We start from the raw sequence: 26,659 nt of genomic DNA, 5'->3' as shown, positions 1-26,659 counted from the left end.
CTATCCCTTCAATGAAACGCAGCGGTTACTCATCAAATTATTCGACCTTGGGTTTAACTGAAATCACCCGTTGCGTGTGCCCCTGGAAACCAATTCCAATGCTTTCGGCACTCGTGAGCCATTCTTCCGCAACCTCAGCAACCTCTCGCAGCAAGGCTTCAAACTCAGCCCGTGAGGTATTGAGGACGTGCTTCTGAGCTAACCAACGAATGATCTCACGTCCATTCACTGCCATCCGATGCCGCTGAGAGGCATCAATATGTTGAGTGAAGTAGCGAATCATCACTTCTTCTATAACATCCCAGGCATTATCCGCCCCAAACAGTCGTTTGATATCTTCTGAACCCAGAATTCTAAACGCTTCATCCAAAAGCTGTAAGGCTTCAACTCGCATCACATTCACATGACCGTAAGATGCCCATTTCAAGTTATAGCGCAGGTCTAGTCCGGCTCGTCTCACGGTGGCAATGCTGCCGAAACTCGGATCGAAGGCGCGCTCGCGGATCACATCTGAAATTCGTTTGTCCCGCCACAGTTCGGCAACATTGTTAACAAACTGAACAAACAACCCATGAAATTTGTTATTTGGTTGGGCACTGGGCGCTGGTGGGATTGTGGTATAGCCAAAGACGCGACGGTATGCCTGTAAACGCTCTTTCTGCGTGTAACGTAATACACTCCGGCGATCAAAGCGATATAACCCATAAGCACCGTCCCCTGTGGAAAGCCGGACTGCACCCGCCTGAAACAACTCCTGAAGTTTCCGCATGACGCGAAACACACCCATGCGCTCATGTTGATAGAGATAGTAAAGGTCAGCAACTGCTAGAATCCGCTCGGAAGCAACTTGTTCATCATAATCCTCTACTTTGTCTGGCAGGCGAGTGCTATCGACCTTCGCTGCTGCATCTTTGCCGATACCAATTAATTCTGCTAACCCCCCATCAGGAGGCAGTGGCGTTTTCAGGTCTGCGGCTTCTACCTGAGCAAGCATGTCCTCAAGCTCGTCGCTCAGAGCTTCTGCAAGCTGAGGGTTTTGAATCAGTTGCGGCCCGAGTTGATCGGCGAGCTTTTCTCGCAACGCCGCCATGCGATCTTGTAAACTTTGATTTTCTCCTGTCGTTGACATGATAAATCTCCTAATCCGACTGAGTAGGCAACAGAGTGGTTAATGATTGAGAATGCGGGTCGAACGGTCTGGATTAGATTGTTCTTCGCATTGGGATGGTGGGAGAATTGCTAGGGGGTAATCGATCCAGCGCATCAGGCTCATAGCTGGTAGAAGGTGGAATGATTTGCTTTGCGAGTTCTCTGACTTGATTAAGCTGCAACGCCAAATCTCTGAGGGCGCGCAATACCCCTTCTCGTCGGAATCCATTGTTGGCAACTGGAACAAATGACGCAGCTTGGACTAAGATCATCAAGCGTTCAGCCGTGCCTGCGATCGCCTCTGCAATGCCAAGTTTACCACCTGCTTTCGCCAGTGCTGGCCCTTCTTCTGCACCAAACCGCCATGCCCAATTCAGCAAGTCTTCTACAGATAGCGGTGGGACTAATTTTGCTAAATCTCGTTTCAGGAAGCCTGTACCATCTGGAAGCGGAAATGCAACATCTGCGGGCAATACAATTGGAGGCTTGACTTTCAAAAAGTCGATAATCACCGCTTGTCTCTCGGCAGGGCCTAAGAAGACCAATTCCATAATCCGGTAGACTTCTTGAACAGATTCAGACACAACCGACAATCCGCGGGAGAGCAAGATCAGTTGTGGGCCAACAAACGCTCCGCCTTCTGCATCTTGCACATAATCAATCCAACTACCGCGTAAGGCAACGAGATAATCGCGAATGATCAAGAAATTGCCGTAGTTTTGCTCTTCTTCTACGGTGTTAACGTGTTCAGGTCTGAGTCCGAAAACATCAGCCATTGTTTTAAGTTGTCCCGCAATGTGTTCGGAAGGTGCATCTTCTTCGGCACTACCTAGCAAAATTTGGAACAAATTATCAACCCGCTGAATTCGAGGGCCGCCCGTTGTTCCCATTTCATTCACTAGCTCAAACATTTCAGTTCGGATAATCCCTCGCATCGCTTCTGCATTTTGTTGATCGGCGGCTGGATTTAAAGGATAAATTTTATTCAATAGCGGCAGTGCATCATTGAGTGCTGCTTTGGCACGATGATAGAGACTGGCTTGGGCACCACTGACTGTTCCCCCCAAATCATTCTGCACGCCCACATAAGCACGAGGCGTCCATTCGTATTCAGTCCGCCCATCTATCTGTTTAGGCATAAAAGTTTGATTCAGACTATTTACAAATGCTTTGGGATCGTCTTTCAGGTTACGCCCTAGCACTTCAGATAAAGCACCATTAATAATCTGCTCTAGCGAACAGCCTCGACCATCTGCTGGAATCGGTGAAGGAGAAGACGAACAGGTATTAACAATTTGATTTGCCGTTGGCAGGATATCGTAAACCGTGATTGGGCTTTCTTGAAACGCCTGCCTGGGGCGCTCTTGGCTCTCTTCAGTCTCAAGCAGTTCTAGTCTGACATTTTCAATTCTGTAGCCGCTAACGCTCTCATCTTCATTGAGAATTACAAAAGGTTCAAGGAACACAGGCTGATTGACATCAGTCGGGAGTGTAACATCATTACGGGGTTCAGAAGTGCCAAGCAACTCCCGACTCTGAAACACTTTGAAGAACAAATCCGGTGTCCAATCGAGATCCAGAAAATCTGCTTCCGTGAACTGCATTTCAAAGATGCCTGCGGAGTCCGTTTTGGCAGAATTAATGCGATCGTCAAAGCGATCGTCATTATCCCAAGCTTCAATCCGAAAGCCTGCAACGATTATGTCTGCTTGAGCTTGTCGAATTTGTCCTTGCAGTACTCTTAGCTCAGTTTCTAATTTATTCCGCACATCTGGGTTCTGCTTAGATTTAATGCGGGTTTCCAGTTCCTTGATCCGACCTCTGAGAGTGAAAATTTCTGTTCTCAGTTCATTCTCTTGGATCGCTCGAAGCTGTCCACGCATCCGATAGGTGTTCATCTTATCTCCTTCCTAATGCCTTGTAGAAGTTTTTGGTAATAACAGCGGGTTCTGCAAGCCGTTGATCGAGTGCCCAACGCGATGCAGGAATTAAAAATCGTTCTGGAACAATGCCTGGATCGGTGCCAGTTGCTAAACGTTCTCCAGCTTCTTGAATCATCTGCTGATATTGCGGTTTGAAGATAATCACCTCTGAGAGTGCCTTACCGCCTAACTGTTTGTATGGCATAAAGCAAATCGTATCCACCACCAATTGATGGGCTTTGGGAAAGGTGTCTAAAATCTCTCTAGGAATAGCACCAGCACGAGGTTTAGGATAAATTCGTTCCCAGATGGAGCGGTAGTGTTGAGCTTCTTGAGGAAACCCCATTCGGCGAAGCAGTTCAGTGTTAATGAAGATCCGTAGGTAAGGGGTAGGATGCGGTGCGTTCGGGCGAAAATGCTGCGTTGTTTCGGGCGCTAGTGATGCAATATCCATCAGTGATGGCACGATCAGAGGCCCGCCTAACAATAAACCTGACATATCTGCGAGCGTTTCACTATGCCAACGTTTCCAAGTTGCTGCAACTTTAGGACTCATGCCAGCCTTGAGTAGTCGTTGTTCGATCGCATGAGGAATCACCTGGCGGAGATTTAAATCAGTCTGCAAGTTATGGGAAACTTCGTGCAAAATTGCTCCCAATGTCCACGGATTCACCAAGCGATGATAGGGAAGCTGAATCAAGGGGAATGGGTTGATTTGCTGTCCTAATTTTGCCAGCGGAATGCCGCGCCGAGTCGTTGAAGGGGAAAAGCCAGTTCTCATGAATGAAAACGGTGCAGGCGATGGAATAGATTGCGGAATATCCAAGCCCATGTAGATATCTTGATAGCAATCGAGCGCAATGCGATCGCATCCTAAAAGCCAGTCCCCAAATTGGCTTTGTCGTTGTCCAAATAGCTCAAAGTAGAAGTCCCAAATTGTCTCGATCGCTCTCACCCAAGCTAGGGCAAGGTCTTTAGTCTGCATCAGTTGTTGCAGGTGGCGTGTATCCATTTGACGTTTGGCAATATCCGCACTGATCTCGACTTGCCGGGATAGCTCTGCAAGTTGCAGTCGCAGTGAATGCATCAGTTGATTCACGGCGTCAATATGTGCGTCCGAAGGACTGGCTGGATCTTTGCCAAACTCATCATGTTGGAAGGAACGCAATGCATCAGCGTGTCGAGTCACATTCAGTGCCTGAACTCTCAACCAAGATTTGAGAGCATCCGGTTGGGGTTGACCAGGTTTGCTCTGCGTCTTGGGTCGCGTCTTCGGTTGAAAGGGTTGACCTCGTGTTGTTGATTTCGCAGTTGTGCGAGTGCTGGAGCGATCGACAGTATCAAACTCTAAGCTGTTCAGCGTTTTCGAGAATCCATTCATATCTGATCATCCTGATTGCAACGCTTATACCAATTCTCTAAAATCCGGCAATAGATGCAAATCACGAAAGTCCTGCTAGATACAAGTTTCTTAATTGCGAATTGGTATTACTCAGCCAAACTAACTGTGAACCGCTTGGCGCTGACCATTCATTTTTACTTGATGATGTTGCGCTCGATGGGATTTCTTCATCACCTGAGCAACTTGGTGCTGGTTATCTAGAACCTTGGCGGTATTTTTGGCTAGGACTCTGAGGGCTGTCGTCTGCGAGAGAGGTTTTCCCTCTTGGGCGTGATCCGTTAATGTTTTCATTGTTCCTTGCAAAATATAAGGAACAGTTCGGATCAGTGGACGTGCTTTTGGACTTTTATGGAGTACTTTAGCGAGCAACGCAACTCCCTGAATCAATGACGGAGAAATCGCATTAATCACTTGTGAAGATGATTTGGGAAATAAGCGTGCTGATACTGGCACTAATGCCCCTAAAAACGCCTCGGCTTCCGCTTCAGTCTCACTTTCAGCCGCTTGGTAGGCGAAGTTTTCCATCATGACTTCAGACTCGGACATGGGAGCCGAGATAAACTCATACTCAGCTTCCGCTTCAGATTCGCTCTCGCGTTGTAGCTCTCCACTGCCCAAGCGACCGATCAGTTTAGCGATGTAGGGATCGATCTCGTAGGCGCGTTCTGCCTCAAATTCAGCCTCAAACTCACGTTGGCGTTTTCTGTGGCGATCGCTAGAGTTCGGAGCGTGACGAACTGCCCGTTTAGCCGCTTTTTTAGCAACCTTTTTAGCAATTCCCCGCGCCGCCAAGCGACCCAACCCTTGAAGCGCAAATCTGGCAGCTAGTCCGATGAGTGGGAAAAATTGCTCAGTTTCGTACTCGCTCTCAAATTCACATTCAGATTCGCGATCATGCCCTATTTCTAGCTCATTTGCATATTCATACTCAAATTCACCTTGAGAATTCGGATAAGACATTTTCCCTCCTTGCAAGTTGATAGATTCAAGAAGGCTCTAAAGGAAGTCAGGCGAGTGATTCAACCGATCGAGCCTTAGAGTTATATGTTTCTCAAACGGTCGATCAATAAGCGGGTTGTCTTCTACGCCGTGATGCGCCTCTTGGTGAGGGATAACGTCCCTTCGATTGCGACAAAGCCCTAGCCGCTTTCATCGGATTGCCAAGCTCCTTCCTGATGGCATGAGCCATTACACGAGCCGCGATCGCTGGAGTGAGCGTTTCGCCACGCGCTACTTTGCTTTCTAACAACTTGTGAACTTGAGCCAAAATGCTGGGGAGTACTTTCACTAAATGACGGGTATTAGAAGATTTTCGCAAAGTGCGAGTGAATGCAGCAGAGCCTTTAACCAAATGTGGAGAAATACGCCGCATAGGAGCAGATGTAATCGGCACTGTGGCGGCAGTAGCTGCGCCTGCAAGCGCTCCGGCTTCGGCTTCGTTTTGCACTTGGCTTGCCATTGATGCTAAAGCTTTTGCAAGGGCTGCGATTTGCGGCACAGTTTCGTATTCGTTCTCAAACTCATTCTCAAATTCGCCTTCGTACTCGTTCTCAAACTCATTCTCAAATTCGCTCTCATATTCATATTCAAATTGACCACCTGTAATTGCAGCACCTGCTACGCGTGCCGCTACGGGTGCAACTCTCTTGACAATGGGAGCTAATTTGCGAGCCAATGCTCGGAGCTTACCTAGAAAAGCTTCTTGTTCGTATTCGTACTCTCCTTCGCCCTCAAATTCACCTTCGTATTCAAATTCGCCCTCAAATTCGCCTTCGTATTCGTTCTCAAATTCGCCTTCGTACTCGTTCTCAAATTCGCCTTCGTTCTCAAATTCGCCTTCGTACTCGTTCTCAAATTCGCCTTCATACTCAAATTCGCCTTCGTACTCGTTCTCAAATTCATTCTCAAATTTGTACTGCATTGCTTGTCTGCTCAACATGATGTAACTCCTTAGATGAGAAATTGTGTTCAAGACTTTGGCAGCACAGCGCTCAATCAAGATGATATGAAAGGCGATCAAAAACTCTGTCTAAGTTTCTGGTCACAAGCTTAAAGTTCGACTTGCGTGAGAGTGTGCCATTTGGCAATTAAGTTCAGTATCTAATTTCACCTCCCAGAAAGACCAGGCAAAATCGAGCAGAGAATCCGCAACTTAATGTCATTCTTCAAGATTCATTGTAAATTAGGGACTTAGTGGCCGATCTTGCCTGGTGCAAATCAGAACATCACACTAGGTTGAAAGAATAGTTTGTGTTTCCTAACGCTCTGACAATGAACTTGTTACAAATGCTCCAACTGCATGGACAATCGATCTGGCTCGATCGCTACGATCGCGAAATGGTAATCAGTGGGCAGCTACAACAGTATCTTGATGACGAAGTCCGAGGCATTGTCTCTAATTTTTCTAGCATTGAGCGATCGCTTCGTGCTTCACAGTACGATCGCGATTTTCAAGCGATGGCAGAGCAAATGGATGTTCCATCGCTCTACAAGTTGATCATCGTTCGAGAGATGCAGTTAGCGGCTGAACGATTCAAAGAGGTTCACGATCAAACTGATGGCAAGGATGGCTATGTCAATCTAGATTTACCGCCTCATGTTGTCAGTGATGCTGAATCAATGCTGACTGAAGCCCGACGACTTTGGCGACAGATTGGCTGGTCGAACTTGATGTTGAATATTCCAGTTGCTCCAGAGACTTTGCTAGTCATCCAGCAATTGATTGGAGAAGGCATCAATGTGAACGTTACGCAGGTTGTTTCATTCGCAGATTACAAACAGGTGACAGAGGCGTATTTGGCAGGATTGGAAGCATTTGCAGCGCAAGATGGAGCGATCCACAAAATTGCTAGTGTTGCCAGTGTTCCAGTCAGCCGCTTAGATGCAGCCATTTTGACGCATCTCAAAATACCTCGCTCTAAGCAAGAATGGCAGGTACTAGAAGGTGTTGCAACTAGCGCTTTGCACAACTTTGTCGGTATTGCTCAAGCAAAAATGTTGTATCAGCAATATCGAGACTTTTATCGGAATGGCGATACCTGTTCATTTGCAAGACGTTGGCAGACTTTAGCAGAGCGAGGCGCACACCCACAACGGTTAGCGTGGGTTGTTGCAGATCGCAAAACAGCAGCACTGACTCAACACTACGTTGAGTCCTTAATGGGTTCTGGCACAGTGATGGTACTCTCTCCAACTCAGCTTGCTATGGGTTACGAGGAGAACAGTTTACGATCAAGCCTGACTGAAGATTTGGAAACTGCTTACCAAACGCTAGTCAGCCGATCACAATCTGGAGTATCTCTCGATCAGGTCGCTCAATATTTACGGTTCGACGAGCAAGCGAGAACGCAAGCATCCTTTGAGCAGTTGTTGCGAATTATAGAACAAAAAACAAGTCTATTAAGTTAAGAAACTTGTTATATGTCTATATTTTCAGTCAAAGTTTTCAATACTAATTCGTAATTCGTAATTCGTAATTAATACACACTCCAAAAAGGTTTGATACAGGTGGTTTTTAACAAAGTTTGGGGGTTTACAGCAGTTTTCATTTGCATGAAGTACAAAGTTATGGGTTTTGAGGCAGAAGGCAGCTTTGCTGGAGGCAGGAGGGAAGAGGTAGAAACTCTTTATATCTGATAAATCAGTCCTGAATTTTGTACCTCACTTACTTGCAATCTGCTGTAAGTCCCCTACCTCTACAGGCAGAACGTTTTGTGTCCGGGTTTAAATCTTCGTCACAAAACGTAATTGCGAATTGCGAATTGCGAATTGGTTTAATACTTTACCTTGTAAATCAAACAATACTATCTATCCCAATTTGGTATTAAACGAGTCGTTCGAGTACATAGTTGCTCACAAACGGTTGCAATGAAAACAGTTCGCCATTCTTGTCAATCAACGATCGCTGCATCAGCGAATAGATAGCTTCTGGTAATTCTCGTTTGCCAGCCTGGTTGAGAATATCCTCGCCTAACTCTGCAACAGAGACAGGTTCACGATGAATTGCTAGCCAATACATCGTTTCCTGCTCGGTGTTCGACAGCCGATTGAACTGGCGCTCTAGCAAATTCCGAATGTCGTCAAAGATCGGTACGCCTTGATCTAGCAATTGCAAAACCTTCTCAATTCTGCCATTAAACAGTTCTTGAGTTGCGATCGCAACAAGCTTGAGTGCTAATGGATTTCCAGCATAATGTTCAATTAAGGCATTCCATTCTGCCTCAGTGCCTGTGAATTCACCGTGATGTCGAAATAATTTACGTCCTTGGCCGCTGTTGAGTCCAGTTAAGCGCAACTCCCGCACCTGCGATCGTTCTCCTGTCAGCAAGGCAATTTCTCTAGGCTTTTCCCGACTTGTGAGAAGGATACAACTTTGGTGTAGGACTTCAGCCAATGCCCGAAACAGATGTCCATAGTCTTCTTTGGTTTGACCTGTATCGCTCAAAACCGACTCTGCATTGTCCAGAATGAGCAGACATCGAGTCGTCCGCAAGCACTCGACGAGCCGAGACAATTTGCCATCTAGACTCGTAGGAAGTATGCGATCGCAAGACTGCGACCGTAACAAAAATTGTAGTATATCATCAACAAACTCTTCTAAGGGAGGCAGATTTTGTAGCGATCGCCAGACAACATTTTCAAACTGCTCCTGAATCTGTCGTGCCACCTTCACAGCCAAGGTGCTTTTCCCAATCCCGCCAATTCCGAGCAAGGCAATGAAACGACAACGCTCTACACAGATCCATTGATGCAATTGCACAAGTTCTGCTTCTCGTCCATAAAACACCGATACATCAATCGCTGTTCCCCAATCCTGCTGCGGGTTTTTAGGTAGTTCGACATCCTCCATCGACGTAATAGGTCGAACACAATCTTCTGGAACAAGCTGTAAGCCAAAGCCACGCATTAGGTACTCGATCGACAGCTTATCAACCGCTTTCTCACGTTTGAGAATGCGGGCAACCGTGTGGATAGATAAACCAGCGCGATCGCTCAACTGTTCCTGAGTAAAACGCCGTCCCCAATTATGCTCTGTTTCTGCTTCTTGCATCGCTTGTTGTAACTTGTACCAGCCATGAGGCGTTAAAATAACTCCGCGCTCAGATCGTTTGGTGGAAGACATTGAAGACATAGATGTACCTTAGCGAGAATTTAACAAACCGCTTACGTGCTTGACAACCTTTGCCTAAAAGAGAACTTAACTAGCATCTTTTGAAGAAGCTACAAAGAAGGATTTTTTCGTTAAAAAATTATTTGACTTTGCCTAAAAGGATACTAGCAGGTAGAATATTTCTAGTCCGTAATAAAAAGTATCATTCACCTCATTCGTCAGGGTTAAGGTCGCATTACATTTTGCAATAAGCAATAATACTTAAAACTCGTACAATGCTACTTGAACTTTCTTTAATGTTAGTTTTCTCTTAGTCTCTGAAACTCATAAAACTTATTCAAAAACTCATAGAAAAACTCATAAGAAATAACATTGCTAAATAGGGCTTGTAGAATAAACGAAAAACCTAGATAAATCAAGAGATTCGGGGGGATAAAAGACAATAAAGTGCCAGTAAAAAGAATAAGATAGGTAAAAACCCTTGTAGCAAATTGCGTTGAGATGTATCGAAAAGCGCAAAAGCAAGAAACAGCAGCAGAGAACTTTGAACTACCCTTTGGGGGAAAACTAGCCTCAGATAACCGATGGGTAATCATGGCGAACATGATACCTTGGTTAGAATTTGAAGCAGAGTACGCAGCAATATTTTCAGAAGAAATGGGCGCGCCGGCCAAGACATTTAGAATGGCACGCTTAGGCATTAATAATCAAAGAACAACTAGGAATAATTCAGGAGTGCTGAGTGCCAAGTTCTGAGTGCTGAGTAACCTTTGATGAGCGAAACGGGGGGATTGAAGCAAGGACGCATTGTCTTGAAAAATCGCTCCACTTGGGGCTTTGCCCAAGACCGCGTTTTTCGCTATTTCTTGTGGCACTTTCCGCTCGAAATAAATATTTATTTCTTCTTGCATGCTTAAAAGCTCTTTCTTCAGACCCTTCTATGCTGAGTGCGATTATTACTTTTTGACTCAGCACTCATAACTGGGTACTCAGCACTGTTTCGGTGATAGAGAGACATAAGATGTTGCTATAGGACTCATACTTGATTTTTAAGGGAGCTAGGTACACCTTTATTTCTTCTTCCCAGTCCCCAGTCCCCAGTCCCTTCTTAAAAGAGCCGCATGCAAATGGCTTTGTTGCTGCTCCTATTTCGTAAAAAATCGTCGATACAATTCACAACCTACGATCGCTTGAGATCCAGAAAGTTTAATTAGCCCCATACTGCTTAACTTGTAAGTTAGGATGGGATCTAAGGGAACAGCTTCATTGGCATTCAGAACGGTATCAAAAGCTTGCATCAACTCAGGCTGTTTTTGCAAGGTTGCCCAGTGACGCTGCAAGTGATGAGAATAAATTCCGCTAGCAGTCGGAGCACTTTCTAACAGTTGTGATAGAGTTATCTTTTTTCGACCCAGATAATAGAGTGCTAAATGTACTAGTGCTGGATGTCCCCCAACCATTGCTATTAATTGTCTGGCTCTTTCCCCATCTGTCCAATCAAGTTGATAGCGTTGGGCTAACTGTTGCACCTCTTGTTGACTGAAGCTGTCTAACTGAATCGGTAAACCTACATTGAAAGGAGACTGATTAAGGTCGAGAGGAACATAAATATCTGTTGAGTGAACCACGAGCAGACGAAGCTTTTGCCAGATGGGTATTCTTTTCGCTTCTTCGTACCAAGAACGTAACAGAGGTAGAAAATCCTTCGCTACTTGAGGATACTCGAAAATATGGTTCACCTCATCCAATGCCAAAATTAGGGGAGCAGTAATTGATTCAAGTAGATATTCTTGGAAATAGAGGGTAGAGCTAATTTTACTTCCCAAATTTTCATCCCAGTACTCGTCTAACATCGGCTGACACTGAAGCTGGCGAGTGATATTGGCACATAACCAGTGTAAAAGTTGATTCAAGTCGCTCAGAATTGTCTGCTCGACTTGTTCTAGATTCAAGCTGATAGTGCAGTAACCCTGGTGCTTCGCATAGTCAAGAATCCTCAGCAGCAGTGAAGTTTTGCCCATTTCTCTAGGAGCTTTAATCCTAATTAGCGCCCCTGGTTTCTCGATTTCTTGATAAACTTGCTCCTCAAGGAAAGAACGTTCAACGTAAAAGGGAGAGTCGAGAGGAACTGAGCCACTGGGGTAGCAAGGTGACGTATCCTGGTTAACTGTGGGGAAAAATTGCGTCGGGTCTTGTCTTTTTGGTTTTGTCTTTGGGGCTGGTTTGGTGATGGCATAAGACTCCAGCAGTACCCGACAGTTTTTCTTGGTCACGCGTTGACCAATGATCTTAGAGAGTCGCCCAAACAACTCTGGGGCAACGACATTGGTAAAGTAGCCGGGACTATAACCTGCCTCTATCGCCATTTGGTTATAAGTTCTATACTGCCAAATGCCACGCAGAATCAGGTTTTCTGTGGAATTAAGGGGGCGATTGTGGCTTTCAATTAATAGGCGATCAACAATTTCAAAGAGATAATCAAGATTCATAGAGATTACAGACAAATATTACTAAGATAAAAATTTAGGGGGATCTACAAGTCTCGAATACAATACTAAAAAGTTTTCAGACATCCTCTTAAACCAAATAGCCGAAATCAATATTTTTTTAGATAAAGTCTTATACTAAGTAAGTCGGTGTGAATATTTATTGTTGGTATAAGGCAGGAGGCAGAAGCCAGGAGGCAGGAGGGAACAGGGTTTAAGTCTATTTAATTTTTCTTAACATAGGTTGGTTTTTTCATATCGTTCTACTTACAAGGGTTATACATTCTTTTATCATGAGAGTGATAGAAGAATGTTAAGTAGTTAATCAAAATTAATTACATTTTTGGGAAAAATTTTATAAGTAAAACTAATTAATAAATAAGAGAAGCAATACGAAAGCTCGTCCTTAAATATACTTTTCGTTCGCTTTTACTGAACCGTATTGCGCTAGAATCCCACTGTGATTAGTAAATAAATAATAACAATCAATGCAACCTAAACCCCAATTTAATCCTTGTTACTCTATTGAAACTATAGAAACAGACAATATATTTTTTTTGTCCGAGAGAGAAAAAGTCTGGTTAAGCGATCGCCTTTCTTGTAGTTTAGCTACTTTAATCGATGGCGATCGCAATATTGACGAAATTATAGATACCATTCAACAATCACTACTGCAAGATCCAAAATCTTTACACTCAGCTACCACCTTCTTCCAAGAAGTTCTGGATATAAGTATTAAAGCCCAATATGCTTTATTAGCAATGCAACAAAAGGGCTATCTTGTTCCAGAAGATAACTCTCTGCCATCGCACTTAGGCATATTCTGCCATCATCTCAATATTACTCCCACAGTAGCCTATCAAAGATTGCAATCGACTAAAGTAGCAGTAAAAACATTAGGTTCGGTTGCTGCTGAAGACTTGATTGCTGTGCTTAATTCTCTGCAAATTCAAGTAGCAGACGAAGGTGATTTGACAGTAGTTTTAACCGATGATTATCTCAATCCTGAGCTAGATAAGTTCAATCAACAAGCCTTAAAATCCCAATCTTCTTGGATGCTGGTTAAGCCATTAGGGACAATAGTCTGGATCGGCCCTTTATTCAATCCTCGGAAAACAGGTTGTTGGAACTGTTTAGCCCAGCGTTTGCGAGATAATAGACCGATTGAAGGGTTTATTCAGAGACAAAAGCACATTTTTTCCCCTTTAGCTACTCCTTTGGGATTTTTACCATCTACAGTACAAACTGCTTTAGGAATGACGGCCACAGAGGTATTTAAGTGGATTGTCCAAGGAGAAAATCAACAACTAGAAACCAATTTGATCGCTTACGATGCGATCGCACTGCAAACCCAAAATCATAGCTTTGTTAAGCGTCCTCAATGTTCTAGCTGTGGAGAGATGGTAAATGGGTTAACCAACAACCCCCTACCTGTTGTTTTAGAACACCACCAGAAAACCTTTACCGCCGATGGAGGACACCGTATTTGTTCGCCACAAGAAACTCTCAGGAAATATCAACATCATATTAGCCCCATTACCGGTGTTGTGCGAGAACTAAATAAAATTCCTGGGAATGGATTAACTCATAATTACATTGCCAAACATCATTTTCTCAGTGTTTTCGACGATTGCGCTAGTTTGCGCCAAAATTTGGGGGGTAGAAGTGCGGGGAAAGGTAGGACTGACTCTCAAGCAATGGCTAGTGGTTTTTGCGAAGCGATCGAACGATATTCTGGGGTGTTTCAAGGGGATGAAATTAGAGAAAAAGGCAGTTACCAACAAATGGGGGACAAGGCGATCCATCCCAATGTTTGTATGAACTTCAGCCAACAGCAATATCAGAATAGAGAGCAATGGAATGTTGAGTGTCAAGGCTGGTTTCAAAAAGTCCCCGAACCTTTTGATGAACAAAGAGAAATTGACTGGACTCCCGTTTGGTCTTTAACCCACCAGGAATTTAAGTATCTGCCAACGGCTTACTGTTATTATGGCTATCAACCATCCTATAAACCCGACTGTTGGGCTGATTCTAATGGGTGTGCGGCGGGTAATACTCTTGAAGAAGCTATTCTGCAAGGGTTTATGGAGTTAGTAGAGCGGGATGCTGTTGCTCTATGGTGGTATAACTCTCTGCAAAAGCCGCAAGTGGATTTAGATAGTTTCGACGAGCCTTATTTTCACAGCCTGAAGCAATATTATCAAACTATTAATCGGGAAATTTGGGTTTTAGATATTACCAGCGATCTGAATATTCCAGTTTTTGCTGCTGTTACTCGAAGAAGCGATCGCTCTGTAGAAGATATTGTTTTAGGTTATGGCGCTCATTTCGATGCCAAGATTGCTATTAGTCGAGCCTTGACGGAAGTTAATCAAATTTTACCCAACGTTTTATTTGCAAAAGCTGATGGAAGTACTCAATATCCCCCGTCAGCAGATCGCTTGGCGGTCGATTGGTGGAAAACCGCAACTATAGGCGATCAACCTTATTTAGTTCCAAGCGAGAAAATTGCTACTAAAGTTAGTGGTGATTATCGCCAAATGGTAAGTGACGATTTACTCGAAGATGTCAAGCTCTGTCAACAAATCGTTGAGAGCAATGGTTTAGAAATGCTGGTTTTAGATCAGACTCGTCCCGATATTGAACTGAGAGTTGCCAAGGTAATTGTTCCTAGAATGCGCCATATGTGGAAAAGGTTAGCGCCTGGACGGCTTTATGAAGTTCCGGTGAAAATGGGTTGGTTGCAACAACCACTAACAGAAGATCGACTCAATTCTTTTCCCATGTGGATGTAACGTTCTCTCCCAGGAAGAATATTAGTTTCTTGAGCTTATACAGCGTATTTCAGGTAAATCAAGTACACGGGTAGGGGCACAGCTATGTTCCCTACAATTACCTATACCTCACGAAGTTGCAATCTAAATCATTCCTGAGATAGAGAAATCTCGTTTCTTAAAGAAACCTGGTTTGTAGCACTTTGAATTCTCATAAATCAAATCGCATTGCTATATGAGTTTTTATATGAGTTTTTATATGAGTTTTATGGATTGTTGTTTATCAGAGTATAAATAACAATACTAACCAGAGGAAAACGCCTAATCTTTAAGATTCATTGAAAAGTTATGCAATTTAAAGTAATACTGGCTTTAATTCCTATTTACTTGATTCTTGGGAGTTGCAAAAATGACGATTTAGAGGCAGCTAAGTCATTTGCTGCTTTATCCAAAGACCTAGCAATTGCCAACAAGCAAATATCGGCTGATATTTATGCTTCCTGCGCTCGAGCTGCAAGTTGGGAAGCTCTAGGAACACCCGAAAGTCGAAAAATTATGCAAGACCAATTGGATGCGTGCGATCACTATTTCCGTCCGAATTCAGAAAATACTGAAATTGCTGGTAGTGTTTTAGTCAATTATGTTACAGCAGTTGGAAACTTAGCGACCAAAAATGAAAATGGCTTTACTCCTAAGATCGAGCAGATTTCAGAAACTTTAGGCAATATTGACATCAATGGGCGGAAACTTGATGAAAATGCTCGTCAAGCAGGATTTCAGATTGTTGACTTTATTACTAATCTTCTAGTTAATGATTTTCGGCGGCGTAATTTGAAACTCGCTATTGTCTGCACAGATCAAGATATTCAGGAATATTCTGCAAATCTGTCCAATTTAATTGAATTATCCTATACAAACGATTTACTTAATACGGAAATCAAACAGATTAATGAACATTTTGGTTTCTATATAGATCAGGTGAATCGACGATTAACGGGATTACCTGGCTCAAAAGATAATCCACCAAAAGATAATCCACAAGATTTTAACACACTTCAAGAACGACAGACTTTATTAGAAGAACAAGAGCGAGCAGAAATTAACAAAGTTATTAAACGTAAAAAAGAGGCTTCAGCATATGTAGCAACTATTCGTTCTACCGCAGATTTTCACAGCCAATTGAAACGTATTTTCAATGAAAATCGGCAGGAACTCTCATCGAAACAAATTCAAAAATGTAAAAAGTATCGCTCCAATAATGAAAGCCAAAATGTTCAAAGCACTAATATACAGAATGATTCCTGGAATCAAGAAATTACTACCTCCGAGTTAAAGGAGGCTAAAAAAGCAACCAAGAAATACATTGACAAAGTTACCCCTCTAGTTGATGAAATTCAAGATTAATTATCAATGAAACTGTTTGGAAATTAAGGAAAGGTAAATTATGGCTAATGAGCAAAATTTAGAAGAGATTCATGCGGCTCTAACTCAAGCAATTGATGTTGCTGAAGCAAAGGCTAACAATGCTTTAAAATTTGGAAAAATTTCTGAATCTGAATGGCTAGAGGCAAAAGATAAGTGGGGCAGATTGGAAACAGTAAAAAGTCAAATAAATGGTCTTATAACTGATAAAAAAATTCAAATGACTCTTCTCAATAATAATCCTGACAGTTCAATTTCAAAAATTGAGCAAGCTACAAATAGTCTGAATAAGTCTGCTGGTAAACTTGATGATTTTAATAATTTCTTATCACAGATAAATAATGCTTTAACAATTGCTGGTATTACCATCAAGGCTATTTCATCGCTTATTTGATAGAAATAAGACTTACGCAACTGACACAAAAAACTGTAGGATGTGTGAAGCTACAAAAAAATTTCAGCGTATTAATCAGACTTGTAGCGTTACGCACCAACTCCCAATTCCCAGATAGATTGATTACAGATGATGCTAAATGGATATTCGATTATTGATGCTGATTCCCACGTAATTGAACCTCCCAGTATGTGGGCTGAATATCTCGAACCAGAATTTAAACAGTTTGCTCCCTCAGCAGAAATGAAAATTCAAGGGGAAGACATTGTAAAAAAAGTCTCTAGGCAACTTCGAGATCAGGCGAATAAGCAAATGATGTTAGCTCATCCTAATGCATATTTCCAAGGCTACAATGTCGAGTCTCACATTCAAGAGATGGTGCACATGGGAATCGATATGGCATTCCTTTATCCAACTTATGGATTGTGGCTTTGGGCGATTGATACTATGCAACCGGAAGTTGCTGGCGCTTTTACCCGTGCTTATAACAATTGGTTAAAGGACTTTTGCAGCTACGATCCAGATAGGTTGAAGGGGGTAGGAGCAATTAATCTGCACGCACCAGAGTCAATGGTGCATGAATTGCATAGAATTGTCGATTTTGGCTGGAAAGCCGTCTTTTTACGCCCTAACCCCGTCAAAGGAAGACTATTGAGCGACTCTGCTTACGAGCCATTTTGGAGAGAATGCGAGCGACTAGGCATAGCAGTAGGCATTCACGAAGGGGCTTACAGTCGTTTGCCAACTACTGGAACAGAAAGGTTTAACACTTGTTTTGCTATCCATGCTTGCTCTCATCCGATGGAACAAATGATGGCTTTATTAGCGTTGATTGAAGGAGGGGTATTAGAACGTCATCCTAAACTGAAAGTGGCTTTTCTGGAGTCTGGTTGTGGCTGGCTTCCCTATTGGCTGTGGCGACTAGATGAAGAGTATAAGAATTTATATTGGGAGGTGAAAGATAGGGTAAAATTAACGCCATCAGAGTATTTTCGCCGTCAATGTTACATTGCCATTGAACCTTCTGAGCCTTATCTTGCTCAAGTTGTTGAGTATATTGGCTCTGACAATCTAATTTTTGGCACAGATTTTCCTCACTGGAATCATCAGCCAGATGTTGTTAGAAAAGTCTTGGAGCTGGAGATGCAGTTATCTCGAGAGATAGTAGACAAGATTGTTTGGCATAATCCTAAACGCTTTTACAATCTAGTCTAAGTTCTGAACTACTGAAATGATTCAACCTTTTAGTTAATTAGGAGTTAAACTATGGTACAGTTTACACCCCGTTATATTAATTTTCTAAAATCTAATCTATCTATTGGGGAAGGTACTTCTCCTCAGGACGAAGGCGATTCTTTGCTCGATTCTGATTATTTGTTTCAAATACTTATATTTGAGGAGAATTCGGAGCATCCGAAATTAATATACGGAACCAAAAAAAATCTACTAGATATGCTCGATCCTCCCAAATCTTCTGATTCTACATTGTTTCCTTCAAAGGGAACAAGTATTGATAAAGATTTTATGTCTGATATACCAGGAGAATTAGGGGATGCACAACGTTCCACTGTGCGTTTTTTAAAGCAAGCTCGTGAGCTATCACAGCGTATGGCGGCTACGTGGCTTAACGAAGAGAAAATACCGACAGATGAAGATAAAATTAAGATAAAATTGGTCAGAAAAATCTTAAATAGCTATAACCTTCCCCTCGATACTTATTTCGTGAACGATGAAGGAACTCTTAATAATAATCCTGATGGATTAGAGCAATTAATAATGACAGCGCAGGCAGAAGGAAATCAAGACCTTTACTTAATTAAACGTGAGTACGTAAGTTATAACTCGATATCTTTGTCTCTCTTGTTATGTGGGCAAGCATACTACAAGAATGATAATAATGAATGGACAAGGATTTGGGAGCCAATTTTTAGCAACTATGAGATAGTTTATGAGTATGCATTGGATTTATCCTGGGATACATATTACGCTACCAGGAAAGATATTGCCCAACCAGGGATAAACCAAAATCCTCCTTATACTGAAGTCACTCTAGGTTATCCTCCGAGACCTCCTGAATTTAATCTTACACAAGAAGACATACAACGATGGGTTCGGGCAAAAGAAATGCCATTGACCGGAGAGGAAAACAGTGAGTTCCCGTTCTACCCCCCTAAAGAAAACGGCAAATTTGTGAGTGACCAAATAAGGTTTGTCGCTCCCCCCTTCCCTTATCTGCCTCTTAGTACAGTATAAGTTAATTGGACAGCTGGTTATTGTAAACAGGGAACAACACTTGTTGTCACGATGTTTCAAGCGGCTGGTGTTCGTTCCCTTGTTTAATTCGTTTTCGCTTATACATTCTCTGATGAAAACACACTGTCTGTTTTATGGCAATAAATTATTCTTTTACAGAAAAAGTTTATGAAAGTGCCAACTCTTTAGTTTATCGAGCTATCCTCAAGCCGGATAATAAACCCGTTATTCTTAAAATTCTTAAAGAAAATTATCCTACTTCTTCAGAACTGACTCGTTATAAACAGGAATATGAAATTACTCGCTCTTTGAATGTAGATGGCATTATTAAAGCTTATGACTTAGAGCGATATGAGAATAGCTTAGTCATGCTTTTAGAAGACTTTGGGGGTCAATCTTTAAAGTTATTAATATCCCAATCTCGATTGAGCTTAGAAGACTTTCTTGCTATTGCAATTAAAATAACTGAGAGTTTAGGTGCGATTCATACTACCAACATTATCCACAAAGACATTAACCCTTCAAATATTGTCTACAATTCCCAAACGGAACAACTCAAAATCATTGACTTTGGCATTTCTACCCGTTTATCCCAAGAATTTATGACGGTTTTTCCCCCTAATCAACTAGAAGGAACTTTAGCTTATATTGCCCCAGAACAGACAGGTAGAATGAATCGAGGGATAGATTATCGCAGTGATTTTTATTCCCTTGGTGTGACTTTTTACGAACTTATAACAAATCAATTACCCTTTAACACAACTGACCCAATAGAGTTAGTTCATTGTCATATCGCACAACAACCCTTGTTACCTCATGAACTAATTTCTGATATTCCTTTAGCTGTATCTAATATAATTGGGAAATTGTTAGCTAAAACCCCCGAGGAAAGATACCAAAGTGCTTGGGGAATTAAAGCTGATTTAGAGACTTGCCTTAATCAATTAAAGACTCTAAAAAAAATTTCTCAGTTTCCTCTAGGAAGTCAAGATATTACTGAGAAACTTCATATTACCCAGAAACTATATGGTCGAGAACAAGAAGTAACTCAACTTTTAACGGCTTTTGAGAAAGTTAGCCAGGGGGCAACCGAAATGCTCCTAATTTCTGGCTATTCAGGTATTGGCAAATCTGCTTTGGTCAATGAAATTCACAAACCCGTTACACGCCAACGAGGGCAGTTTATTAGTGGTAAATTTGACCAATTAAAGCGAGATATTCCTTATTCTGCTATTTCTCAAGCTTTTCAAGGTCTAATTCATAAACTGCTAAGTGAATCGGAAACAACACTACAAGCTTGGAAAAATAAAATTTTAGAAGCTTTAGGAAATAATGGTCAAATTATCATCGATGTGATTCCTGAAGTCGAAAAAATTATTGGGCAACAGCCACTAGTTGAACAGCTAGGCAGGACTGAAAGCCAAAATCGATTTAATTTACTTTTTCAAAGATTTTTTGGGATTTTTTGTCAACAAAAACATCCTTTAGTCATTTTTCTTGATGATTTACAATGGGCAGATTTACCATCTATGACCTTAATTGAACAATTAATGTCAGATCCTGACAATCAATATTTTCTCATAATCGGAGCATACCGAGATAATGAAGTTAGTCCTACTCATCCTCTAGTGCACACTTTAGAAAAAATTAATCACGCCAAAGTTCCAGTCAATGATATTACCCTTGCCCCCTTAAAAATTAATCAAATTAATCAATTAGTCGCCGATACCCTCATTTGCTCAACGGAAGTTTCACAACCTTTAGCTGAGTTAGTTGCCCAAAAAACTGGAGGCAATCCTTTTTTTCTGACTCAACTTCTTTATTCTTTATATCAAGATAATTTATTAGTATTTAATCGTTCTCAAGCTCTTGTTAATCCAAAAGACAATCAACAAGGCTATTGGCAATGGAGTATAGAGCAAATTGAAAGTGTGTCTATTACCGATAATGTAGTTGACTTGATGGTCAGTAAAATTGAAAAGTTAGATCAGAAAACGCAACAGGTTCTCAAATTAGCAGCCTGTATTGGGAACCATTTTAATTTAGAAATTCTTTCGATCGTCAACAATAAATCTACAATAGCAACTGCTAGAGAACTACAGCCTGCTCTACATGAAGGCTTGATCATTCCTCTAAACGATAACTATAAAGTTCCTCTGCTTTGTAACCCAGAAGAATTATCAAATAATAGCTCAAAAGCCTCTTCTCAGTATTCGACGTATATTCCCTACAAATTTTTACATGACCGAGTTCAACAAGCTGCTTACTTTCTCATTCCAGAAGAAGAAAAAAAACAGGCTCATCTACAAATAGGTCGTCTACTACTGAAAAGTATTAAAGAGAATGAGTTACAAAATAATATTTTCGATATCATCAATCAACTTAATGAAGGGTCTACCTTAATCACTGAGCAATTAGAAAAAGATGAGTTAGCTAAATTAAATCTTCAAGCAGGTAAAAAAGCAAAAGTATCAACAGCTTATGAACCAGCCTTAAGGTATTTAGAAACTGGTTTAGAATTGCTAGAAAAAAATAGCTGGGAGCATCAGTATCAATTGACATTGGAACTTCATATAGAAACCTTAGAAGCTCTATACTTAAATACTAAGTTTGAGCAAATCGAGGAACTAGCTGCAATTGTGCTGCAAAAGGTTGAATATATTCTCGATCAAGTTAAGGTCTATGAATTAAAGATATTGTCTTATTACGCTCAATTTCAGCCAGAGAAAGCCATTGACACTGCTATTGCAGGTTTAGGTAAACTTGGGATAAAGATGTCCCAAGAAGTTGTTAGTGAGAGTGAAATAAAAAATAGGATTAATCGAGAACATGAATCTTTAAAGTCTCTACTACAAGGAAAAAGAATTGAAGACTTAGCTGATTTACCAAAAATGACCGATCCTTATAAACAATCAGCTATATCAATATTGCAGCCAGTTATGTCTGCAACATGGACGATAAACTTTTCATTGTTTGTTGAAATAATTTTAACTCAGCTGAATATTTGTCTTAATTATAATAACCCTCCTCAATCTGCTGCTGTTTATGGCGCTTACGGAATGCTTCTTTGTGCAGTAATAGGAGATATTGATTTTGGATATCAGTTTGGAAAACTGTCTATTATATTGTTAGAGAAATACAATATTTCTAAATTAGAAACCTTTGTTCAATATTTATATTATGTATTTATAAGACATTGGAAAGAGCCGATCAACGATTCGGTAGCACAACAACTATTACTAGCTAATTTACAGCAAGGTTTAAATACTGGAAATAATGAGTATGTTTGTTATATAGCTCTATCTTGTTGCTATATTAATCTTTTCGGAGGAGGTAATCTGGAAAATCTTTTACAAGATAGTACAGAATACACCAAACTGATCAAAAAACTAAATCAAGAATATTCGATTAAATTTATAGAAATAGTTAGAAATACTATTGCAAATTTAAGAAATTCAAATCAATATAAACACTGTTTATTGCTTGGAAATTCTCATAATGAAGAGGATTTATATTTAGAGCATCTTATTAATCAAAAAAATCAATGGTTACTTTTTGCTTTCTATTTTGGAAAAATGTTCGTTGCTTATTTTCAAAAATACTTCTATAAGTCCTTTGAAAATGGTCAATGTGCAGAGGAATATGTTTTGGCAGTTAGTGGAGGAGTATCATTTAATGTACAACACAATTTCTACTCTTCTCTTTCCTTCCTAGCTTATCATCACAATTGCGCTATAGATCAGCAAAAAACAATTTTAGAAAAAGTAGAAAAAAATCAGCAGGATATGAAAATATGGGCTGGTCATTGCCCCGCAAATTTTCAAAATAAATATGATTTAGTAGAAGCAGAAAAAGCGCGAGTATTGGGAGAAAATTGGGAGGCTCAAGAACTTTATGAAAAAGCAATTCAAGGGGCTAAAAAATCTGAATTTATTCACGAAGAAGCCATAGCTTACGAACGCGCAGCAGAATTTTATCTCTCTCTCGGTAGACAAGAAATAGGACGACTATACCTGAAAAATGCCTATCATTGTTATAGTCGCTGGGGTGCAAAAGCCAAAGTTCAAGCTTTAGAATCGGAGTACCCACAGTTTCTAATGGATATAAACGACCGAAAAGAAAACCAAAGCATTAATACAACTGAATCTAGTGGTGGTACAAATCCCCAAGCACTCGATATCGTCACAGTTACCAAAGCCTCTCAAATATTAGCTAGCGAAATTAAACTAGATCAACTGTTGGCTAAGTTAATGAAAACTGTAATTGAAAATGGCGGTGCTCAAAAAGGCTTTCTGATATTGGAAAAAGATCGTAAATGGGTAATCGCAGCTGAAAGTACAGTAGATTCTGATGACGTGACTCTACTGCGATCGCTTCCCATTGACTCTGTAGATGGTGAGAGCCAGACACCTATCCTACCAGTTGCGATCATTAACTATGTTGTCCGTACTCAAGAAAATGTTGTTCTGAATAACGCAACCGTTGAAGAACAGTTTATCCGCGATCGCTACATTGTCGCAACTCAACCAAAATCGATTCTCTGTACTCCCTTGTTACATCAAGGCAAACTCAGCGGTATTTTATATTTAGAAAACAATTTAACCACAGATGCATTTACCAGCGATCGCATTGAAGTTTTAAGAATTCTTTCTGCTCAAGCTGCTATCTCAATTGAAAATGCCCGTCTCTACGGACAGTTAGAAGATTATAACCGAAATCTAGAGCTAAGAGTAGAAGAGCGCACTCAAGAACTCTCACAAACCCTAGAAGTTCTCAAAGCCACCCAAGCCGAACTGCTCTTTGAAAACGAGTTACTTAAAAGTGGTGAACAACCCTCTACCTTTGACTATCAAGTGGGAGGAAGTTTGGCGATGGGTTGTCCTACTTATGTTGTACGTTCAGCAGACCGTTATCTCTACAAGGCGTTGAAGCGCGGGGAATTTTGTTACATTCTCAATCCTCGGCAGATGGGTAAGTCAAGCCTGATGGTACGCATGATCCACCATCTCCAGCATGAGGGATTTAGCTGCGGGGCAATTGATTTAACTCGCATTGGTAGCGAAAATGTCACGCCTGAACAATGGTACAAAGGCTTGACAGTAGAGCTATGGCGAAGTTTTGGTTTGCTAAGAAAGGTTAATCTAAAAACTTGGTGGCAAGAGCAAGGAGATATTTCTCCGGTTCAGAGGTTGAGTCAATTTATTGAAGAAATTTTATTAGTTGAAGTCGCTCAAAAAGATGATACTATTTCTAAAAATTTGATAATTTTTATCGATGAAATTGATAGTTTCTTGAGTTTAAATTTCCCAGTTAATGACTTTTTTGCGCTGATTCGCTCCTGCTATAATCAGCGCAGTATTAACCCAGAGTATCGATGTTTAACCTTTGCTATTTTTGGAGTTGCTACTCCTAGCGACTTAATTACTGATCACCAAAGAACGCCTTTTAATATCGGTCAGACTATTCAATTAGAAGGCTTTAAAGAGCATGAAGCGCAACCTTTACTTCAGGGGTTAACCGAGAAAGTTAGCAATCCTCAAACAGTCTTAAAAGAAGTGTTAGCCTGGACTAATGGCCAACCTTTTTTAACTCAAAAACTCTGTAAACTCATCCGCAATTCTTCATCTCCTATTCCTACCAATAGAGAAGCCGAATGGATTGAAAATTTAGTCCGAAGGTCGATAATAGAGAATTGGGAATCACAGGATGAGCCAGAGCATTTGAGAACCATCCGCGATCGCCTGCTTAAAAGTAAACAATCAGCTCGGCTACTAGAACTCTATCGACAAATTTTGTATCAAGGAGAGATTGTTGCAGTTGATAGTTCAGATGAAAGAGAATTGCTTTTGTCAGGGCTAGTAGTCAAGCAACAGGGAAATTTGAGAATTCAGAACCGTATTTATGAATCGATCTTTGTTTGATTTACAGCTTATAGCCTTTCTCAGTCTAGTGAGGTACAGTAGCAAGAATGGGTAAACCAATTATATCTTAATCAGTGTACTTGATTAGACTGGGAAACGCTATATCTGCAATTAGGAGATTATCAGAATGCGATCGCTGATTGCAATCAAGCTCTAAAGTTTACACCCAAGAATGCGCAAGCATACATAAGGCTCTATTCTGCAACACTGCACTTTATATGCCCCCCTACCGGATTGAAATTTCTACAAAATACATGGTCTACTGAAAAACTAGACTCTTAAATAATCTGGCTGCAAAGGACACTTGTTAAATATGGACACAGTAGCGTTCAGGGGTATTTCGTCCTTCGGCTGGCTGTACTGGATAATACAGCCGCATTTAGCGATGCACATTCCGGATGGCTTTTTGAACCTACCCGTTATCCTTGTCACCTGGATAATTGCCATCGGTCTGATTGCCCTAGCTATTAGGCACGCACAGGCAGAATATCAAGAACGAGCTGTCCCTTTAATGGGAGTTTGTGCAGCATTTATCTTTGCAGCACAAATGATTAATTTCCCCATTCCCGGAGGTACTTCTGGACACCTTTTGGGTGGAACACTAGCAGGAGCTTTATTAGGGCCGTGGGCTGGTTCGCTAGTGATGGTTGCAGTGTTCATTGTCCAGGGCGTTCTGTTTCAAGATGGTGGACTGACAGTGTTAGGAGCCAACATCTTTAACATGGGATTAATTGGTACGTTTGGTGGTTACTATCTCTATCGCACAGTGAGATTTGCTATCGGGCGCGATCGCTCGTCTGGAGTCGTAATTGGGGCGGCGATCGCAGCCTGGACAAGCGTAGTGGTAGCCTCAATTATATGTGCCTTAGAACTAGCTATCTCTGGAACAGTTCCTCTAGCGGTGGCTTTCAGTGCGATGGCTTTTTGGCACGTTCTCATTGGCATTGGTGAGGCGCTGATTACTGTAATAGCACTTAGTTTCATTTGGCGGACTCGACCTGAACTACTTTACGATCCACCTCGTCAAACGAAATCACCTGTCTCTCGTCCCCTCTCTCGGTATTAAACCAATTCGCAATTCGCAATTCGCAATGACGCTCGCGGACTCGCTAACGCTGCGCTAACGCAATTCGCAATTACGTTTTGTAATGGGGATTTAGCGAAAAATGCGGTCTTGGGGTCTCCCCAAGAGGAGCAATTTTTCAAGACAGACCCCACCACAAAACTTACCGGTTATAGAACCGGGGGACTTAAACCCACCGAATTTGTTAAAGGTATTTATTGAATCAGGAGTGAACGCTTATGAGTAGCAACCTCTTGCGATCGCGCAACCGTGCCTTTGTCATTGCTGGCTTAGGTATTGCCCTGCTGATTGCAATTTTCCTTTCACCATTAGCAAGTAAAAATCCAGATGGACTAGATAGAGTTTCACAAGACTTCAAATTTGACAGCAAGGCACATGAAGATACGCCAGCTCGGAAGTTACCCTTTTACGGCATATTTGATGAGTATGCCCTCAGAGGTGTACCTGAAGCGATCGCCACTCCCTTAGCTGGTTTAGTCGGAACGTTAGCAACTTTTGGCTTGGCTTGGGGAATTGGCAAATTAGTTGTGCGTGGTTCAACTTCACCTTCCACAGAGCATGATGGCTATTCAGATTCAGATGAGTAAAAGGGACTGGGGACTGGGGACTGGGACTGGGGACTGGAAATTGGAACGCCTGATATAGCAAAGTGCTGAGTGCTGTTAGCGGAAGCGGGGCGTTTAGCCCGTGCTGAGTGCTGAGTAGAAACTCAGTATTATCAAAGGTTTCAGCAACCAACATA

Annotated in this window: 17 protein-coding genes and 1 pseudogene; 11 read left to right on the top strand and 7 right to left on the bottom strand. The window is 41.5% G+C overall.

Translation table 11 applies throughout. The features are described from left to right. Nucleotides 1–37: 37 nt before the first annotated feature. From RMY63_RS20715 to RMY63_RS20695, 5 genes are all read right to left on the bottom strand, one after another. Nucleotides 38–1,129: a hypothetical protein gene (locus RMY63_RS20715; RefSeq protein WP_322730511.1), complete on the bottom strand. Its 1,092-nt coding sequence runs from the start codon at nucleotides 1,127–1,129 to the stop codon at nucleotides 38–40. Nucleotides 1,130–1,202: 73 nt separating this feature from the next. Then, the gene (locus RMY63_RS20710) at nucleotides 1,203–3,047 is read right to left on the bottom strand and encodes a hypothetical protein (protein ID WP_322730510.1); all 1,845 of its coding nucleotides are present in this window, start codon (nucleotides 3,045–3,047) and stop codon (nucleotides 1,203–1,205) included. Nucleotide 3,048: 1 nt separating this feature from the next. Next, nucleotides 3,049–4,452 carry a hypothetical protein gene (locus RMY63_RS20705; RefSeq protein WP_322730509.1) on the bottom strand — a complete coding sequence of 468 codons (1,404 nt, stop codon included), beginning with the start codon at nucleotides 4,450–4,452 and terminating at the stop codon, nucleotides 3,049–3,051. A gap of 120 nt (nucleotides 4,453–4,572) precedes the next feature. Then, nucleotides 4,573–5,433, bottom strand: a complete 861-nt coding sequence (locus RMY63_RS20700; protein ID WP_322730508.1) for a hypothetical protein — start codon at nucleotides 5,431–5,433, stop codon at nucleotides 4,573–4,575. Between the two features lie 103 nt (nucleotides 5,434–5,536). Beyond that, nucleotides 5,537–6,412 carry a hypothetical protein gene (locus RMY63_RS20695; RefSeq protein WP_322730507.1) on the bottom strand — a complete coding sequence of 292 codons (876 nt, stop codon included), beginning with the start codon at nucleotides 6,410–6,412 and terminating at the stop codon, nucleotides 5,537–5,539. Between the two features lie 311 nt (nucleotides 6,413–6,723). Here RMY63_RS20695 and RMY63_RS20690 point away from each other — a divergent pair, with 311 nt between their 5' ends. Continuing rightward, entirely contained in the window at nucleotides 6,724–7,881 is a 1,158-nt protein-coding gene (locus RMY63_RS20690; RefSeq protein ID WP_322730506.1) for a transaldolase family protein, read from the top strand. A 415-nt stretch (nucleotides 7,882–8,296) separates the two neighbouring features. Here RMY63_RS20690 and RMY63_RS20685 read toward each other — a convergent pair whose 3' ends face one another. Beyond that, nucleotides 8,297–9,604: an NB-ARC domain-containing protein gene (locus tag RMY63_RS20685; RefSeq protein ID WP_322730505.1), complete on the bottom strand. Its 1,308-nt coding sequence runs from the start codon at nucleotides 9,602–9,604 to the stop codon at nucleotides 8,297–8,299. A 480-nt stretch (nucleotides 9,605–10,084) separates the two neighbouring features. Here RMY63_RS20685 and RMY63_RS20680 point away from each other — a divergent pair. Continuing rightward, nucleotides 10,085–10,307 (top strand): annotated as a pseudogene (locus RMY63_RS20680) (IS5/IS1182 family transposase); the annotation flags it as partial. A gap of 421 nt (nucleotides 10,308–10,728) precedes the next feature. Here RMY63_RS20680 and RMY63_RS20675 read toward each other — a convergent pair. Next, on the bottom strand, nucleotides 10,729–12,072 hold the full coding sequence (locus tag RMY63_RS20675) for an AAA-like domain-containing protein (RefSeq protein ID WP_322730504.1): 1,344 nt from the start codon (nucleotides 12,070–12,072) through the stop codon (nucleotides 10,729–10,731). A 485-nt stretch (nucleotides 12,073–12,557) separates the two neighbouring features. Here RMY63_RS20675 and RMY63_RS20670 point away from each other — a divergent pair, with 485 nt between their 5' ends. The 9 genes from RMY63_RS20670 to RMY63_RS20630 all read left to right on the top strand — a co-directional run bounded on the left by RMY63_RS20670 (nucleotide 12,558) and on the right by RMY63_RS20630 (nucleotide 26,504). After that, nucleotides 12,558–14,864 (top strand): TOMM precursor leader peptide-binding protein, encoded by a 2,307-nt coding sequence (locus tag RMY63_RS20670; RefSeq protein ID WP_322730503.1) that lies wholly within the window; start codon nucleotides 12,558–12,560, stop codon nucleotides 14,862–14,864. Between the two features lie 327 nt (nucleotides 14,865–15,191). Continuing rightward, entirely contained in the window at nucleotides 15,192–16,247 is a 1,056-nt protein-coding gene (locus RMY63_RS20665) for a hypothetical protein (RefSeq protein ID WP_322730502.1), read from the top strand. 40 nt (nucleotides 16,248–16,287) lie between these two features. Then, nucleotides 16,288–16,659 carry a hypothetical protein gene (locus RMY63_RS20660; RefSeq protein WP_322730501.1) on the top strand — a complete coding sequence of 124 codons (372 nt, stop codon included), beginning with the start codon at nucleotides 16,288–16,290 and terminating at the stop codon, nucleotides 16,657–16,659. Nucleotides 16,660–16,788: 129 nt separating this feature from the next. After that, nucleotides 16,789–17,874, top strand: coding sequence for an amidohydrolase family protein (locus RMY63_RS20655; RefSeq protein WP_322730500.1), 1,086 nt, complete (start codon nucleotides 16,789–16,791; stop codon nucleotides 17,872–17,874). 51 nt (nucleotides 17,875–17,925) lie between these two features. Beyond that, the gene (locus RMY63_RS20650; RefSeq protein ID WP_322730499.1) at nucleotides 17,926–18,912 is read left to right on the top strand and encodes a hypothetical protein; all 987 of its coding nucleotides are present in this window, start codon (nucleotides 17,926–17,928) and stop codon (nucleotides 18,910–18,912) included. 134 nt (nucleotides 18,913–19,046) lie between these two features. Beyond that, nucleotides 19,047–24,833 (top strand): AAA family ATPase, encoded by a 5,787-nt coding sequence (locus tag RMY63_RS20645; protein WP_322730498.1) that lies wholly within the window; start codon nucleotides 19,047–19,049, stop codon nucleotides 24,831–24,833. A gap of 105 nt (nucleotides 24,834–24,938) precedes the next feature. After that, nucleotides 24,939–25,115, top strand: a complete 177-nt coding sequence (locus RMY63_RS20640; protein WP_322730567.1) for a hypothetical protein — start codon at nucleotides 24,939–24,941, stop codon at nucleotides 25,113–25,115. A 31-nt stretch (nucleotides 25,116–25,146) separates the two neighbouring features. After that, nucleotides 25,147–25,899 (top strand): cobalt transporter CbiM, encoded by a 753-nt coding sequence (cbiM, locus tag RMY63_RS20635; protein ID WP_322730497.1) that lies wholly within the window; start codon nucleotides 25,147–25,149, stop codon nucleotides 25,897–25,899. A gap of 236 nt (nucleotides 25,900–26,135) precedes the next feature. Continuing rightward, entirely contained in the window at nucleotides 26,136–26,504 is a 369-nt protein-coding gene (locus RMY63_RS20630) for a PDGLE domain-containing protein (protein WP_322730496.1), read from the top strand. Nucleotides 26,505–26,659 lie beyond the last annotated feature (155 nt).

Origin of the sequence: Nostoc sp. ChiQUE01b, from assembly GCF_034531255.1 — a bacterium.
GTDB lineage: Bacteria > Cyanobacteriota > Cyanobacteriia > Cyanobacteriales > Nostocaceae > Nostoc.
Note: the sequence above shows the minus strand (reverse complement) of the source record. Positions and strands in the feature narration are given on the sequence as shown.